The following is a 16,710-nucleotide window of genomic DNA, read 5'->3' on the forward strand; positions in this document are numbered from 1 at the left end:
ATGAATAAGTCAATAAAAACAAAGAAAAAATAAATTAAATATTGATAAAATTTCAACAAAAATTGAATATGGCGGACTTAATTTTAGTCATGATTATTTTAAACAGTCTTCTTGTGATTGTTGGTTTTTAATAAACAATACTCCTAATGAAAAGCAATTATTTATATTTGACTGTGGATCTAATAGAAATAATTTTCGTAAAGTTGGAGATGTATTCAGTAAAAAATTTAATAATTTTAAAGAGGGAAAAGTTTCAATACACTAGAAATGAGGTATTTTTAAGATTATACAAAAAAATAATGAGCGTATAATACCTTTAAATAATTCAATTCGAATTGCATTAATTGAGTTTTAAAAATCAAGATCTGATGAATATTTATTATATGGAAAACGTGGAAAACTCACTGAAGATGGAGTTCTAAGAGTTTTTTAAACATTAAATAAATATTTAATATTTAAAATTACACCTAATAATTTAAGACATACATTTTGCAATTTGTTATCAGAAAATGGAGTAGGAGTAAAAAAAATTTCTTACACTACTGGAATTTCTACTGCTTCTTGTTTGATAAAATTTGCTAAACCATCATTGAAAGAATTAGAGAAAGTTTTATTTCAATTTGATAATTGAAATAAAAATAAGATTTTTAAATGTTTAATATATTATTTTTATTTCTAGAAATATATTGAATTTATTCTCTTTTTAAATGTGTAGTAACTGCACAATCAAGTTTACGATGTAATAATGAAATTAATGATAAGTAATCAGCAGCATCCTCTTCACCATTCCATAGAATTTTTGGTTCATGAGCAAGTGGATTTCTAACTGCTGCAAAACAACCTTTTAATAAAGCAGCAAAACCTTTATGTTCAGAACGTTCTGTTTCGCTTTGCAGTGAATTAATTGCTAAATATGGTAAATCTATTGAGAAAACTTTATCAACTAAAGCTGAACCATCAAGAGATATGCCCGATAATTCTCGTACACGTTGAGCAAGTCCTTTTGAAGCTTCGAATACTGCATGAAAATAATTATTTTGAAGTAACTCTGTCTTACAATACTTTAAGACTTCATAATGTAAGTTTCTTCCTTGAAATTTCTTTCTTATTGTATTTAAACGTTGCTCTGCTTCAGAAAGTGTTGACACTGCTTTTATTATTCTAAAATTTCCATCTTCACCATATTCTAAACCTTCAAATGAAATAATAGCATTTAATTCTCGGCGTGTTTTTTCAAATTCATCGGATCTTCCTACAAAACGTGCTGGCGTAAGATATGATTTAATAAAATCTAAGATATGGTTTGGACAATTATATTTTTTCTGTGCAGTTAGAAAAACATGATATAAACGTCTCCATTTTGTCGAATGCCCTGAATCATCCTCTATATTTCTTTCATTTAAAACTCTAGATATGTCAGAGCCAGATCCAACATCTCCCAATAGCTTAGCTATGCTCTCTATAGCTCCTTCTGAAAATGAAGATAATGAACTTGATTTCTTCACTAAATTTTCCTTTTTGAAATATAAACATAATAAAATAATGCTAAAAAATTTTACTCATAGCATTTGCAAAGTATTAATTATTTATTTGAAATGATTGAGGAAATCAACATTGAGCAAAGTTATTGTAAAGATCTATATTACTTTAAGCAATATTTAATTGAAGCGCTAAAGCAAAATGACTAGACACCATCTATTTATTCCAAATAGACACTAAATAAAGTTACCAGTTACAATTTCAAGTCAAAAAACTTAACCAAACAGAGATGTCACTTTATGAGGCAAACGAGTAAAAATCTAGATCGTCCGGATAAGCTCTATTATCCGGCCAACAATATGGTTCTGTTGCAAAAAATGTTCAATAGAGAGTAGGGTGTCTCCCTTGGATTGTTATTGGGGAAGTAGAGATGGATTTCAAGTGGAAGCATACACCCATGCCCCAATAAGAGCGAGGCGGCTACAGTTGCGCTTTTATTAATCCTGCAAAGCTTTAATTCCTCTATTTCCTGGTGCTGTAATAAGCCCAACTGTAACAAGATTAAAAATTTCTAATTCTCTTACAATACTTCTCACACAAGTAATTCCAGTTTTTTTATCACTAAATAATTTCTTAACATAAATATGCATTGCCATATTTGAAAATATTCCTACAATTTTATCTAAAACGAATGAAATATTTAAATTTGATCCATTAATACTAAAATGGATTTCAGATAATTTACTTAAAGTACTATAATTTATAATTTCATAAAATCCTTTATCAATTATTGCTTGATAATTTTCCTGTGAAGCATATTTAATTCTTGGGAAGATTTCTGCATTTTTATCAATACTATTCCATTTAACAAGAAAACTCTCTTTATCTCTTAAGTAGCTATGCCAAGTTTGAACTGTCTCTAAAATAGCCCTTTCAATTGCATAATCAGCACTTGGCGAACAGCCAAATCCTAATAAAGGCCTCATAGTGCCTTCCACACTATGAGCAAAACATGCTATTGCTGGTAAATTAAAATCTGTAGTCATATTTATTAAAGTAAAAGAAGAACCAACTTCAGCCTCACATTCTAAAAGAAGAGATCCCAATTTTTCAGGCAAAGTAACTTTATCGATAATCTTTAAATTGCAAGGTTTATTTCTGCAAAATGTCTTTAAAAGTAAAAGAGAGTGAGCATCCCTTTCAATCAATTCATTTAAAGAATGTAATATAGCTTCTTCATAAGTGGAACCAGAAGCAGTACCTGAATTTGAATATGCCCCATCTAATTCACCAAACGGAAAATTACCTATTTGAGAACGATTTCCTCCAGGAGTATCTAAAATAATACTTGGAACAATTAAATTTTCTTTTATATTAAATCCATTAAAAATATCCCATAAAAGAGGCTCTTCATTATTTTTGCATTTTTCTAATATTTTTTCAGGAAAACAGACCCAATTTTGGAATGCTTCTTTAACTGAAATATATAGAGTTGTTTCTTCATTTACAAAAAACCCTTTACCAATAAGATGTTCAAATGATTCAAACATAGCACTTGCCATACTTTGAACTTGAGTGCTTCCTTTACCATATCCATATGAATTTACTAAATTAGATTGTTTAATTTTACACTCATAAGAAATTATTTTTTCTCCTATTGAGTTCAAATCTATTTGAAATTGATTATCTTTAAGAAACATAAATAAATTTTGAATTGCATTTGTTGTAGTTATTGCCCTTTCTGGGGTTATTTCTTGATTCTGAATATCAGTGTAATCTGTTAAAAGTATTTTAGGCAATAAACCTTGTCTTGGTTGCTCAAATGTTTTTGCTACTTTTGTTACTGGATAATCGGAATAAAAATAATTTTTTTCATTTTTAATAAGAAAATAACCTATCAAAGAAGGTCTCGTTTTAGAAAAATTATAAATGTCTGATTCTCCATGAATTAAATTTCCATGCATGAGCATCAGATCCCCTTTTTTCGGAAGAAAGACTTTTCGAATATTTTTGTTAAAATTAAAATCTCTTAAATCTTCATCATATATTGAGTCAAAAAATGCGCTAGTATTTATAACTGTGTATTTTGCATTATCAACTCTTTCTTTTAAAGAGACATAATTTCTTACATGGGATTTTGGATAATAATACATAGGTCCATTTACTGGAGTAACATCATCAAGAGCAATCCAAACACTTAAAATTTTATTTTTAGGTTCACTAGAGATTTGAAGGGAGTCATAATAAGGTTTTCTTTGAAGGCTATGTACATAAAACTCTGAAGAAGCAAGAATTACCTTATTGTTCATATGATGTTCAACTAAATTTATCAGTTTTTCACAATTTAGGAAATCATTAATTTCGGGAACAATTAAATCTGCTTGGTTTAAAACAGTTACGGAATCAAATTTTTTATTAACATATGATTTCATTTTACTTACCAGATAATCACACTCTTTAGATTGGAAGAATGCATCTTGAATTAGATACCCATTTTCTATCATTGTTTTATTTCCCATTTAAAAAAATAGTAAAAATGAATCACTTTTCTATAAATATTTCTCAGGAAAGTTGTAATTCAAAAATAAAAATGATACAATGACTCTAGTTTCAATAGAACAGATTTTTAAAAAAGGAGTACATTATGGGACAAAATCATTTAGAAGAAGGCTTTCGTGGATTATCTTTAGGAACACAAACTTCATTTACAGTTGAAACACTTGATAAATTAAAAGAACTCGGATTTGAAAATGAAGTAGAAGTAATTTCTGAATCTAAAAAATGATTCATCTTATAATTATAAATATTAAGAGTGATGTCTAATTCATTTTAGTTTCACTCTTTTTGCATAACTTCTAAAGGCGATTTCATATCCTCTCGGAAGAACCCAATGAAAGAAAAATAGTTTCTTTCATTGGGTGCGCGGTAAGTGGAATTATTTGCTTATAAATTTCCATAGAGTATGTTCTAAATTTTCATTTCTTTTGAATGTAATATTCTATATTTAAATGGATATAATTTTATGCCAGGGAGTATGGAAATTTTAGCATATTAGGACAGGATCTATGGAAAAAACTTTTGACATCTTCTCTGGATAACTTATTAATTTAATTACAGCCTAAATGACATCCACTATGGAAAATGACAACTGCCCTTTGCGAAGCATATGATGAAGTTCTATTCCACACAAAGTAGCTCTTGCAGATTTGAGTGAGTAAAACCACAACATGGGCTTACACATCTTTTTTATAAATCGATGGTCTTGTTCTATCAATTTGTTTAGATATTTATTTTGACTTATTTTGATCTAAAAATTTGGATTATAGTCACGATTTATGTTATTTAATGCAGATATATTTGAACCACTTTTGTCTATGTTTACTTTTTCTGGTTTACCAGAAGAGCGAATTGCCTTTTGGAAAAAACGTTTAGCAGACGCTGCATCTCTACTTTTTGAGAGGTAAAAATCGATCGTTTGTCCATTCTTATACACCGCCCTATACAGATAGTGCCACGCCCCTTTTACCTTGATGTAAGTTTCATCCATTCTCCAGCTCTTGCCTACAGCCTTCTTATGACTTGCAAACTTCTTTGCTAATTGAGGGGAATATTCCACAACCCACCTCTGAAGAGAAGAGTGATCTACTTGTAAAGCGCGTTCTTTCAACATTTCTTCCACCTGTCTGTAACTTAATGGGTAAGCTACATACCAACGGACTGCTGTTAAAATGATATCTGATTTAAAGTGTTTCCATTTAAAATCCATCTTTGGTTCCCTTTTTGGCAAAAGTAGAACTCTCCTCCTAACTCATCTGGAATCTTTTTGCGACAGAACCGAAATTTGCATCCCATACTCAACTAATATTTGTTCAGCTTTTTCAATTAAATCTTTGTTTAATTCACAGTTTGATTTATATTCTTCATTTGATGTTAATGAAGATTGAACCTTGGGTTCTAACGAAATAAATAAATCCAATGCACTTTCCAGTAATTTTCGACTCACAAAACCATTATCCCATTTCTCTATATCATTATTACATATCTTTTTTCCAGTAACAGTTGTTTTTGACATAAAAGGCTCCTTTCCTAGAATTTTAAAGTAATAATAATATTAATAAAATATTTTATATTTAAATACTACTTCATATTGATTTTAAAATTTTTATTATATTTTATATTAATTTATATTTTTAACAAATTTTTCAGATAGTTTTATAATATTTTTTACTATCGTACAATCATAAAAAATTAAATTTAATTCATCTTCTTCTTTAAAGTTAAAATCCTCACCTAGCAATACCTAGTCCCACTCAAGTCCCTTACTTTTATGTGCTGTACAAAGTAATACATCAAACTCATTCCCTTAGAAAGAGACGATTCAAATACACTGCCGTGCCAATAGTTATTGCGATTAAAATCGTCTTCTCCAATGTCTGAACCCCAAAATCGAATACAGCGTGACGAAAGAAATAGCTCTACTTTTTTAAATCCGTCTGTGTAATTATATGTTGAGTTAAATTTGTAAAATAAAGGTTTCCAAAAATTTTTTTATGTAATATCTGTATCAATTTCCTCGGCAGAAATTTGAGTAGACATTAAACTCCTTTTATTTATCTTTAAAAAGATGAATAAATAATTTATTTTCATTAAATTAAATAATTTTTCTCAAATATTTGTTGAAAATCACAATCAAGATAGACAAATAAGTGCTTAAATTTATTTTATAAGATAAATTATTTTAGTGTTTTTTCGAAATTAAACAAATAAAATTTAATTGGCACTTATTTTGCTTGGAATAGTTATGGAAGGTATTAGCAAGTATATTTCATATAACTTGCTTAAATTTTAACATCTAATTTTGGTTTTATATGAAATTTAAAATAAATTTTTTATCTAGTTCAAAAAAATGTCGATTATGTAAAATTAGAATAAGTAATTTATTAGGAAACATTAATAATTGTACAAATTGTGGTATTTTAGTATGCAATGTCTGTTGTAAATCAGTAATGAAAGGTATTCAATCCAAATACAATGATTTAAGAGAAAATAAAATCAGCGATTCAGTGCCTGTGTGCAGAAAATGTATGACAGATCCATATACATTATTTTTACATGATGACATTAAAAATTATCGCGATAAAGAACTTATTAAAGAATTAAAAAATCTTATAATTGATATTAATAAAAATTTCCCTGTGTCATCATCTAGACAGTTTTATTTTAATTTATTTGATGATAACTTGCATAAAGGAAAAGAACGCAGTCATTCAAGAATAACTCACGATTTACTTAGAGATTTTGAAAATAATTATTATAAAAATGAGAGTAATAAAATTAAAGAAATAGAAAAAAATTATGCTCATTGTTTAAAAATATCAATAGCAAACTGTCATGAAATGGCACATTTCTGCTTACTGTATTTTTATTATAAAGGGAAGAATAAAAATACTAATTATAAATATACAGTTTTCAAAGCACTTGACGCAGATCATGTTTTCTTTTGTGTCCATAATGATGATATAAAGAATTCTGGCATTATTTGTGATCCATGGTATAAATCAGTTTTTCTTTTTAAAAATCTACCTGAATACTATGGAATAACAAAAACAGAAAGCATGCTAAGCTATGCTGATATTAAATCTCTTAATAGTTATTGCACAGATTTAAGCCAGATCAGACCGAGAAGATTTATTTAAATATTTTTGATTAAATCCTGCTCTTTTTTCTGCTTTTCAATTTCAATTTCAGCTTCCTTGTCAGCCTCGGCTATTTCATCTTCTGTGAGATAATCTCTGAAAATATCGTCGACATTTTTATCCATTTCTTTTTTAGTTATTAATAAATCTTCTTTAATTATTTGATATCGTTTTTGAGCATTATAATTAGCTCTTTTTATTTGCTCGTATTTTAACAATTCTTTCGCTAATTTTTCAAAATTTTTTGTTTTCATGTGGTTTTCACGTCGCTATTTTTTACATATTATGTATTTTGCTACATAAAAAAGTATAATAATTTTTAGCCTTTCTGTGGGCGTCACAGATCTATGTATTTCTTTAGGGGACGACTCCATATTTGTGGAGAAATCCGTCCCCCGAACCTATTGAAAAGAGGCTTTGCATGAGCTCGACCTCCGAACAAAGCAAATTTTGACCAATTATTGTTTTTACAATAATCTTCGATATTCCTCTTCCAATCATCATTTGCTCTTCCAGTTCTCCATGCTATCACCTTAAATGCCTTACCTTTTTGAAGATTTGCAATTTCTGATGGAAGAGGAACGTCAACTCCACGAACATGAAGATTTGCAATATTGCAACGCTTAAGCAAGTTATCGTAAAAGTTTGGAAGATCTATTTTACTGCTTTTTGTATGATCAAAATTGCGGCCGCGAATATAGTTTCCCAATGATACAATATCAGTTTGCAGGGGAGGATTATTTACGTAGAAAGCTTCGATAAATAAAACTTGAATGCCATTAGAAACTAACTCACTTATGCTGGCCGTCAATTGTATTAAATGAATGGGATCGGAGTGTTCGTCTCCAATGAAAACACCAATCGGCAAATTTGGAGTTGCCATGCCCCTTGGAAATTTAAGCATTTTTTCACTCTTTCACATTATAAATAATTTTAAAATTTCTTAATATCTAACTATTTAAAATAATAAATAATTTGATGATTGTATTATAAATTAATAATTCAAATTTTTCAATTAATAGTAAGCTATAATTTGATATACAATTTTGTAAATTTCAACATTGGACTATAATCAAGAGTATCTGAATCCTTGCATTGAACAGAGCAAGGTCGTATTCTCGCTCCTTTAGGGCGAGAAGTTCACTCTCTTATGTCCGTAAAACCATGTCCAAATAGTGAAGCCCTCCTATCATTGAAGTGAGAGGAGGGCTTCACACTAACTCAACTAAATCAGAATATTTCTTAACTAACGCATCTGCTGTTATTAATCTAAGCGGCTCAGATAGAGCCTGAGTAACTAGCATTCGATCAAATGGATCTCTGTGAATATCAGGCAACCCATTTAATAATAAAATATGATCAAATTTTAAAGGTAGCTCATCGACATCCTCTCGCCCCTAAAGATGCGAGATTCCCTAAATACAAAAGAAAAACTAGCTAGAATTTTTCTTTGCACGAGTCTGCCTATCATGCCCGATAGGGTGACCAGCTCTGTATGATTGCAATATATTTATTGCAGCATTTACGTCTCTGTCATGGACAGCTCCGCACTTTTCACAGCTCCAGTGTCTTACTCCAAGTTCGATCCGTGGCAGTTTTTCACTGCACTTTGAACACGTCCGACTTGAATCTCTTTCTGAAATTTCTTTGTATGTTGAAGCAGCTCTAACGGCTTTGTACTTTAACATTGATTTAAACATTTCAATCCCTGAGTCTAATGATATTCCTGATAGCTTTTTATTGCGATTCATTAATTTACAAGGAACATCACCTACAACAATAAGGGAACATTTTTTAGCAAGTTTTGTTGATTCCTTATGCAAATAATCTTGTCTGATATTTGCCACTTTTACATGAAGTTTTCTTTCTTGTTTTGCTTTTGGCAATTCTCGGTATTTTTTACATTTCGATTGCTTTCTTTGTGCAAAACTTTGACATCTTTTTAAATACCGAAGTTTTGCTAAAGCATTTTTTCTTAAATTTGGACGCTCTATCTTTTCACCATTTGAACATGTGGCAAGAGTTTTTATCCCAATATCTATGCCAATTTCTTTATCATCTTCTCTTTTAATTCCTATTTTCTCACTTTCAAATGTGACATTTAAATACCAATGTCCGCTTTTATCTTGACAAAATGAGCCTGTTTTTATTTTTGCATCTTCTGGAAGATCTCTTGAGTTACAAAAAGAAAATTCATTTTTATTATAAAAGATTTTTCTATTTTGAATTTTTATTGCGGATGCTTTAAACGGTATCCATCCTAAAGTTCTTTTCCCGCGCCAACGCAACAGTGTTTTAAACTGAATTCTGCGTGTGATGTATTCTTGAGAAATAGCCTGAACTGTTTGAGAGTGTAGACAGAGTTCTTTTGAGCTCCCTGCAACTAATCCATCCATTTCTGAAGATGAAAAAAAATACGGGATAGAAATTTTTTTACCCGATTTTTTATCATCTATTAACTTAACGGATTTATTTTTAAGAGCCTCTTTTTGAGTTTGCTTACAAAAATTCCATACCATATTTACAGAACGAGACATCTTAGAAAGCACTTTATTTGCTCTCCCTGAATCTTTAATTCTGCAGTGATATGTTGTTATAAATTGCTCTTAACTCCATTTACTTAAAAAAGAAGTATACAGAAAATTTACAAATAAAGCCAACTTTCGACAAGCAAAAATTCCTATCGTCTTTTCGATCCCCTCGTCAGGCTTTCAATTCAACGTTGCACCTTTTGGTGCTGCGTTCTTTCCAACTCGCTTTTATCCTCGCTCTGAAGAACTAGGTCTTACGCTCGGTATGATAAAATAGAATTTGGTATTCCGTCTGTTTATTATCCGTGATAAAAAAAATCCCTACGTGCGTAGGGAAACTATAAATCTTGTTTAAAACTGCTGTAAAAATCGGGATCATCCCCAGAGATGAGGAAACCGCTTGTGCAGCGGGAAACGACAATAACGCAAGCTGCGATATATTCTGGTATTTCTCAACCGCTTGCTCAGCGGGAATTTAAAAGCACGCCCTCGCGAGCGTGCTTCCTTGAATAAGAGAGAGGTTCTCTTATTCAAACTTTACTACAGCCTCAACCATGAGCTTAGGAGTGTTGTAATTATACAGCAATCAAATTTGTTAACAAGCAGTGCAAAAAAATTTTACTTATAAGTTAAACAATTTTTGTCATCAAAACAGAATTCTAAAGAATTTTGATTTTGTATTTTGTAAGTAATTTTTGTAGATTGTGATTTTAAAAATATGTTATTGCATAGATTCAACGATTCAGGAGTGAATCCTACAAATTTAGTTAGATTTAAAGTACCACTTTTTAAGTCATAAAATGTTCCTCTGAACTCACAAGAACTCATTAATCCATTTTTGCCGGTTGTCGAAAAAAACATTTCAAGCGATAATTCATTGTTATAATTTAAATTCTTAATATTCAATAGTGAATAATTACATTTTCTAGTGCCAATATAATGTTCTTTTTCTAATATCCAACTATTTAAAATATCTTTCTCAAGCTTAATATCACTTAAATCAAGAATTATTCCTTTATCTTTTTCGTTATTTTCATTTGAACATGAATATGTAAATAATAATATAATTAATATATATAATTTAAATCTTATCATAAAACTCCAAAAAAATTTAATAAATCCCATAATAAATAACTTATTTACCATGTTAAAACAACAATAACTTATTTATCTATAAATTTATATATAATATCTTTATTTAATTAAAATTTTTTTAAAAAATCAATATAAATAGTTAGTTATAAATAAAGATACAAATGCAAACTGCAAAATTTACAATTTAATAAAGACGGTCTTTCAGACATTTTAACAACAAATTCACATCTCATTAACTGCCCAAAAATATAACATATTAATTTCACTTATGATAATAGCCATTATGGAGTGTGAGAAATCATGTTTTTAAATGTTATTTATACATTTATATAGAGCCTGTTTGATGCTCCATTGTTATTATATCGTCTGAAAATAAATCTAAAATTGTAAATAAATTTTATTGACAAACCTCTGTCAATAATTTATATTGACAGAGACAAGGAGGTCTGGGATGATAAATCAGGTTGAACTTACCAAGCGTGCAAACAAGGAATTAGGGAATGCTCCAAAACACATAAAGCTCAAATTTGTGCACTGGGTTGATCAAGTTCAAGAAAAAGGAATTTATGAGGTCAGAAAAATCTCAGGCTTTCACGATGAGCCACTGCACGGCGACAGAAAAGGGCAACGCTCAGTACGTTTAAATAAACAGTGGCGAGCTATATACGTCATTATAAATAATAAAATTGAATTTATTGAAGTTCAGGAGGTAACACCACATGAATACTAAAAATGAAAATATTTCTGCAAGAGAAGCGCTAAAAAATGTGTACGAAAATACAACGTTTGGTGAGTTTGTAAAAGCAATGCGTGAGTGCGACGAAGTGTCACAAACAGATCTAGCAAAAAAGTTAAAAGTTTCGAGACAATTTATAAATGCAGTTGAAATGGGCAAATCAATGATCAGCATACAAATGTCGATCAGAATTGCGACAGCACTCGGATATCCACACGAAACATTTGTTAAATTTTATTTAAACGACATGCTTAAAAAAGCAGGAATCAACAAAACTGTTGAGCTTAAAGAAAAAAATGTTGCATAAAAAAAGCCCCAGACTTAGTGCGAGGCTATCTCTTTCTACTCTAGGCAGATGAGCTGACAGATGTGAGCAATTTACTACATAGTGATACCCAATTTGTAGCGCTACCTCTGGAGCCAGAGGCTAGCTCAGTAAGCACTAAAATATTTTATGCGAGACCAAAAATCAAATTTTATTGCAGTCAATTGACTACTAAAATTCAAATGAATTTAAATCCACTGGAAGAATTGATTCTTTTCTTTTATTAATAGGAATAGGGAAATATGATTTAGATTTATTCGATTTAATATCAAAAAAGAACCGTGGTATTTGATTTAAACTGTTTTTATTTTTGATATCTTTAATTAATTTTACTTTATCTGCATCAGTTAAACCATTAAAATATTTATTGAAATAATTATGTTTTTCAATTGCATAATTCCCACAAGATGAACAATTATATTCAATATATAGAATTTCTACAGACGGTTGAGATTCATTAGGATATGTTATCTCATGGCCAGGACTTACATCGCAAAGAGTATTACAAATAATACATTCTTGAGGCATTTCTTTTCCTTTCATATAATAGCTGTTACGGCGCACACTTATCGGATTTTCCCAAGGTGGGTCTCTACAACTTATGGGTTAAAAATAGTGGTTACGATCATATTATCGAAATACAATATTTATATCAACTTTTTCATCTTGCTATTCATCTCTTAATACAGATTAACATTACAAATTTATGATTTTATATTTAAGTATAATAGTTGGTTTGTTTGTATTTGATTTGTGACGCGTCAAGATATTTAAATTTATTGCCCATCAATTGATGGTTGTTTTTATAAATATTGCAACGCATACATTGCAATACAAATTGCGTCGGCAATTCCATCATGCGGTTTTCTCGCACGCGGCAAAATTAGATTTTCTTTTTTTGTTAATCGAGATGCAACTAAAATACCTCTTTCTTTTTTTAAATTTTTGTCCATGCCTCGGAAATATTTTGATGTCCAGCTCACGGGATAAATCTCTCTAAAATCATATTCAAAATATTGGAGTACGCCGATCAATATTCCGTAATTGATTCCTTGTTGCAGATGTCCCGAGTTATGCCGAGCGTTTGACTGCGTAGGATGTTCTATAACTGCCGATGGTTTTACTCCTGCGAACTGTTCAAACCCTCGCAAAACGCCCGCAAACGATTTTGCACAAGTTCCGCTACTGGCAGTTGATAAACATGAAAACGCTAGCAATTCCTGTTTTGTTTCTTTGCCGTATAGTAGAGCTAGGCCACCGTGAGCACTTGGCTCTATTCCCACAACAAATTTTTTTCCCATTTTTCAACTCTTCACTGTTAAAATAATTAAATGAAATTAAATACCTATTATTCACAGATAATAACTATTAAATCTACTGTTAAATATATGTTTGTTGACCGAAAAAGTCTTTCTGTAATTATGTATCATGCAAATCATTCAATTTATTTTAGAAAAATTGCATAAATTAATTAATATTTAAAATATAATAAAACATATTTAAATAAAAAATAAAAATTATAATAAGTTATTAAACTATACCGACTAGTAGGGGTACCGACCTTTTTTCCGTTCCAGCCGCTCGGTACCCCCAGTTCTGATGGATAAAATTTCCCTCCCCCCTTATTTTTGGGTACTTTTTTCATTTCAGTTTCATATTACTCAAATATTCCAATCTCACACACCATAATGCAGGTTATCATAAGTGAAATTACTGATTGAGTGATTTTATTTGGATTACTAAATTTAATAAGTTTAATTTATATAAATTTAGTAATATTAATATTAAATTTAATAAATTTATATTTGATTTTTAAAAATTGTGCTTAAATTGAATGAGGGAAAGAAATTATTTTTTAGATTTTAAGAAAAGATGCTTCAGCAAAACTTCGGTATTTAAAAAGATGCCAAAGGTTTGCTCAAAGGAAGCAATCGAAAAATAAAAAATACCATGCATTGCCAAAAGCAAAACAAGAAAAAAAACTTCATATAAAAGTGACAAATATGAGACAAGACTATTTGCATATGGAATCAACAAAAATTGCTAAGAAATTCTCCCCCATTGTCGTTGGTGATGCCCCCTGTAAGCCCATGAATCGTATTAAAAAGCTATCAGGAATATCATTAGACTCAGGGATTGGAATGTTTAAATCAATGTTGAAGAACAAAGCCGTTAGAGCTGCTTCAACCTACAAAGAATTTTCAGAAAGAGATTCAAGCCGGACGTGTTCAAAATGTAGGTAGGCGGTAAGAATTCATACAGAATCGGGCCATTGTAAAATTATGATTCTTTAAAGAGCATTCGAAAGGGTAAAAAGTATGGTTTGAGAATTCGTGCAAAATCGGGGCATTTCAAGAAATTAATATTATTTAAATCAGATTTTACTAAAAACGAAAAAGGTTAATTTTCATTCACTGAATTGATATGACATTTTTTATATTTTTTTCCGCTTCCACAAGGGCATTTGTCATTCCTACCTAATTTATTTATATTAAAATATGTATTTATTCTTTGTTGTATTAAAAGTTTAACATCATTTTTAATTTTTTCAGAATACCCATCATTAAGATCTTTGTTTGAAAGGAAAAAAAATTCACAACTACTAATTTGATTAAGTTTGTTTATATTCATTATAAGTAGCAAAGATTCTTCTTTTTTTTGTATCAACATATTGGATAATGCATAATCTTTAGGAATAAAATTTGAAGATAGATTGATATTTGGTGTTAATATGACAAATGAAAAACTTATTTCACTTAAAATTGTAAATGGTCTAATTATTCCTTGACTAATTTGTAACATAGTAATGTCTGCTATCTTGTTAGATATTAGAATTCTAGTAGAATTATCAAAATCTAAGAGATGATGTCCAACCCAAATAAATCCTGGTTTTGCTTCTTTCTCTAAAATATCTAATAAATTTTTTAACGTGATAGGAAGGTTTTGAGAAGGAGGTATAGTATTATTACTTTTACAGAGAAGATTAAAATAATATTCATCAATTCTATTTCTGTAACCTAAAGGAAGAATGATTTTATTATTTTCAACTTTATTCACGTCATCAGAGTAGCAATTTTTTTCTAAATATAACCCTAAATGATCTAACTCATCAGATGAATATAATTTATCATTTTTAAATGCTTCTAATCTTTTCACTATAAAATGAGTGAATATTATTGGTCCACAAAGTATATCTCTATAAACTCTTAAATCATCAATAGAAACGATCCAAACAGGATCTAAATCAATATCAAGAGCAAATTTTTGAAAATGTTGAATTCGACTACTTATATCCGTTAGTTGCTCTAATGATACGGCAACAATAGCTATTTTCTTAATTTTATTTTTTTCTAAGCTATATATTACTTTTTTTGATTTTTTATTACTGTCATATAATTCAATACTTTTATTTTCTTTAAAATGTTTTAAAAAACGTCTTCCTTGTTCTGCAGGATTCACTAAAAGATCATTTATTATTTTAAGATGTGAAGCAATATTTTCAATAGGTGATTGAATACTTCCTTTACCACTTTTGACTTCTAAAATAAATAAAAATTGATCAAACAAAATAATTCCATCGCATTCTATCCAAATATTTTTTCCTAATTTATCTTTACCTAGATAATAAAAATTATAAAAAGACTGGGCATTAGGTAAATTTTTCGTAAATAATTCAAACGGAAGTTTTTCAGTAATATTTTTCTGTTTTTCATTCCATATTTCACTATAATTAGAATCTTGATTCAAGATAATAGATTGAATATTTCTATATAAATGATCACAAAATATATAAGGATGAAAAGTGTAATAATTATCATTAATTTTAAGCAATGGGAATGAGAAAATCGGCGATCGTTTAAATGGTGTACCAGAATATTTAGAATCTTTTAAAGTATCAAAAAAAAATTGATCTTGTCCTGGTTCATGAGAAAGAGCTTCTAATAATAACGTAGGTAAATTTGTAACTTTTTTTACATTAAATAATTCAAATTTAAATATATCATCAAAAATATTTTTTATGTTTAAATAATTATTTGAATTATTATTTAAACCTTCTATATTATTATGATAAAATGACATAAATTCATTTAATTTTTTAGGACCACTAATTAAATGAATTATCATTTCATTAATTCCATCGGCAATTTGTTCACCATTTACATTGAATATTTTTTCAAGTGCTTCATTGTGAGGAGATAAAAGAGTAACTAAATGTTCTTTTTCATGATTTAAGTATCTTTTTCCTCTTATACTAATCCAACTTGAAAGTAATATCAAATAAATTTCTTTTTCTTCTTTACTGAAAATAGAGACATATTTATCACTTGAAAAGTGGATTAAGTAATATTCAATGTCTAATTTTGAAAACAATTTTTTAACTTTAGTTTTTATATAAACAAAATCTTCATTATTTAAATCGCTATAATTCTTTTGAGGAGAAAATGATATTATACAAGTTTGAATAAATTCTAGTAACTGATAGCTATCTATTTGCTCTCTGGACAAGTCAGCTTCTGCTACATTCCCAAAATTAGATTTTACATATTCCCAATAAGCCTTGTTTAATAGTTCCAAAGGATTGAAATAAGATATTTTTATAGCAATTTGTTTACATAATAATCTTATTTCTTCTAGGAATTTTTCATAACTAAAAGTATTGTATAGTTTTTCTAAAGCTGTGTTTTGAGGGATTTTTAAATTAATATTTTCTTTCATTTTAATCTCATCTCTTACAAAAATAATTTTTCAAAATAAAAATATTTATTTGTTAGAAGTCAATAATAATTAAAATCTGAGCAATTTATAATTATTTTATAAGCATATTTAAATGATTAATAACACTGCAAC

General features: G+C 29.0%; 15 protein-coding genes and 1 pseudogene. 5 read left to right on the top strand and 11 right to left on the bottom strand.

Annotation, left to right across the window (positions count from 1 at the left end):
• Positions 1 to 692: 692 nt before the first annotated feature.
• Positions 693 to 1,505, bottom strand: coding sequence for a TIGR02391 family protein (locus EZS29_RS07420; protein ID WP_130608219.1), 813 nt, complete (start codon positions 1,503 to 1,505; stop codon positions 693 to 695).
• Between the two features lie 471 nt (positions 1,506 to 1,976).
• Complete coding sequence (locus EZS29_RS07425) at positions 1,977 to 3,983, bottom strand: YcaO-like family protein (RefSeq protein WP_172603834.1); 2,007 nt, start codon at positions 3,981 to 3,983, stop codon at positions 1,977 to 1,979.
• Positions 3,984 to 4,123: 140 nt separating this feature from the next.
• Between EZS29_RS07425 and EZS29_RS15895 the strand changes: the two genes are divergently transcribed.
• Complete coding sequence (locus EZS29_RS15895; protein WP_172603835.1) at positions 4,124 to 4,264, top strand: hypothetical protein; 141 nt, start codon at positions 4,124 to 4,126, stop codon at positions 4,262 to 4,264.
• A gap of 333 nt (positions 4,265 to 4,597) precedes the next feature.
• Here the strand turns inward: EZS29_RS15895 and EZS29_RS07430 are convergent.
• A pseudogene (locus EZS29_RS07430) lies at positions 4,598 to 5,245 on the bottom strand (IS6 family transposase).
• Between the two features lie 42 nt (positions 5,246 to 5,287).
• On the bottom strand, positions 5,288 to 5,551 hold the full coding sequence (locus EZS29_RS07435) for a hypothetical protein (RefSeq protein WP_130608225.1): 264 nt from the start codon (positions 5,549 to 5,551) through the stop codon (positions 5,288 to 5,290).
• 1,012 nt (positions 5,552 to 6,563) lie between these two features.
• Between EZS29_RS07435 and EZS29_RS07440 the strand changes: the two genes are divergently transcribed.
• The gene (locus EZS29_RS07440) at positions 6,564 to 7,175 is read left to right on the top strand and encodes a hypothetical protein (protein WP_130608228.1); all 612 of its coding nucleotides are present in this window, start codon (positions 6,564 to 6,566) and stop codon (positions 7,173 to 7,175) included.
• On the opposite strand, the gene EZS29_RS07445 is transcribed toward EZS29_RS07440, so the two are convergent.
• The 4 genes from EZS29_RS07445 to EZS29_RS07460 form a co-directional block, all read right to left on the bottom strand.
• Positions 7,172 to 7,429 carry a hypothetical protein gene (locus EZS29_RS07445; RefSeq protein WP_130608231.1) on the bottom strand — a complete coding sequence of 86 codons (258 nt, stop codon included), beginning with the start codon at positions 7,427 to 7,429 and terminating at the stop codon, positions 7,172 to 7,174. The genes EZS29_RS07440 and EZS29_RS07445 overlap by 4 nt on opposite strands.
• An 83-nt stretch (positions 7,430 to 7,512) precedes the next feature.
• Entirely contained in the window at positions 7,513 to 8,079 is a 567-nt protein-coding gene (locus EZS29_RS07450) for a hypothetical protein (RefSeq protein ID WP_130608234.1), read from the bottom strand.
• Between the two features lie 529 nt (positions 8,080 to 8,608).
• Positions 8,609 to 9,772 (bottom strand): RNA-guided endonuclease InsQ/TnpB family protein, encoded by a 1,164-nt coding sequence (locus tag EZS29_RS07455; RefSeq protein ID WP_342777862.1) that lies wholly within the window; start codon positions 9,770 to 9,772, stop codon positions 8,609 to 8,611.
• Between the two features lie 552 nt (positions 9,773 to 10,324).
• Positions 10,325 to 10,801 carry a hypothetical protein gene (locus EZS29_RS07460; protein WP_130608239.1) on the bottom strand — a complete coding sequence of 159 codons (477 nt, stop codon included), beginning with the start codon at positions 10,799 to 10,801 and terminating at the stop codon, positions 10,325 to 10,327.
• A gap of 451 nt (positions 10,802 to 11,252) precedes the next feature.
• Between EZS29_RS07460 and EZS29_RS07465 the strand changes: the two genes are divergently transcribed.
• Both EZS29_RS07465 and EZS29_RS07470 read left to right on the top strand, forming a co-directional pair.
• Entirely contained in the window at positions 11,253 to 11,531 is a 279-nt protein-coding gene (locus EZS29_RS07465) for a hypothetical protein (protein WP_130608242.1), read from the top strand.
• Positions 11,521 to 11,844 carry a helix-turn-helix transcriptional regulator gene (locus EZS29_RS07470; protein WP_130608245.1) on the top strand — a complete coding sequence of 108 codons (324 nt, stop codon included), beginning with the start codon at positions 11,521 to 11,523 and terminating at the stop codon, positions 11,842 to 11,844. Before EZS29_RS07465 ends, EZS29_RS07470 begins: the two co-directional genes overlap by 11 nt.
• 189 nt (positions 11,845 to 12,033) lie before the next feature.
• Here the strand turns inward: EZS29_RS07470 and EZS29_RS07475 are convergent, their stop codons facing one another.
• The gene (locus EZS29_RS07475) at positions 12,034 to 12,390 is read right to left on the bottom strand and encodes a hypothetical protein (RefSeq protein ID WP_130608248.1); all 357 of its coding nucleotides are present in this window, start codon (positions 12,388 to 12,390) and stop codon (positions 12,034 to 12,036) included.
• Positions 12,391 to 12,665: 275 nt separating this feature from the next.
• A complete protein-coding gene (locus EZS29_RS07480) occupies positions 12,666 to 13,163 on the bottom strand; it encodes a RuvC family protein (RefSeq protein ID WP_130608252.1) in 498 nt (165 codons plus the stop codon).
• 558 nt (positions 13,164 to 13,721) lie between these two features.
• On the opposite strand from EZS29_RS07480, the gene EZS29_RS16135 reads away from it, so the two are divergent.
• Positions 13,722 to 14,105: a transposase gene (locus tag EZS29_RS16135; protein ID WP_130608255.1), complete on the top strand. Its 384-nt coding sequence runs from the start codon at positions 13,722 to 13,724 to the stop codon at positions 14,103 to 14,105.
• A 157-nt stretch (positions 14,106 to 14,262) separates the two neighbouring features.
• Here the strand turns inward: EZS29_RS16135 and EZS29_RS07490 are convergent, their stop codons facing one another.
• Entirely contained in the window at positions 14,263 to 16,578 is a 2,316-nt protein-coding gene (locus EZS29_RS07490; RefSeq protein ID WP_130608258.1) for an SEC-C metal-binding domain-containing protein, read from the bottom strand.
• Between the last annotated feature and the right edge of the window lie 132 nt (positions 16,579 to 16,710).

The organism is Fluviispira sanaruensis (assembly GCF_004295685.1).
Taxonomy (GTDB): domain Bacteria; phylum Bdellovibrionota_B; class Oligoflexia; order Silvanigrellales; family Silvanigrellaceae; genus Silvanigrella; species Silvanigrella sanaruensis.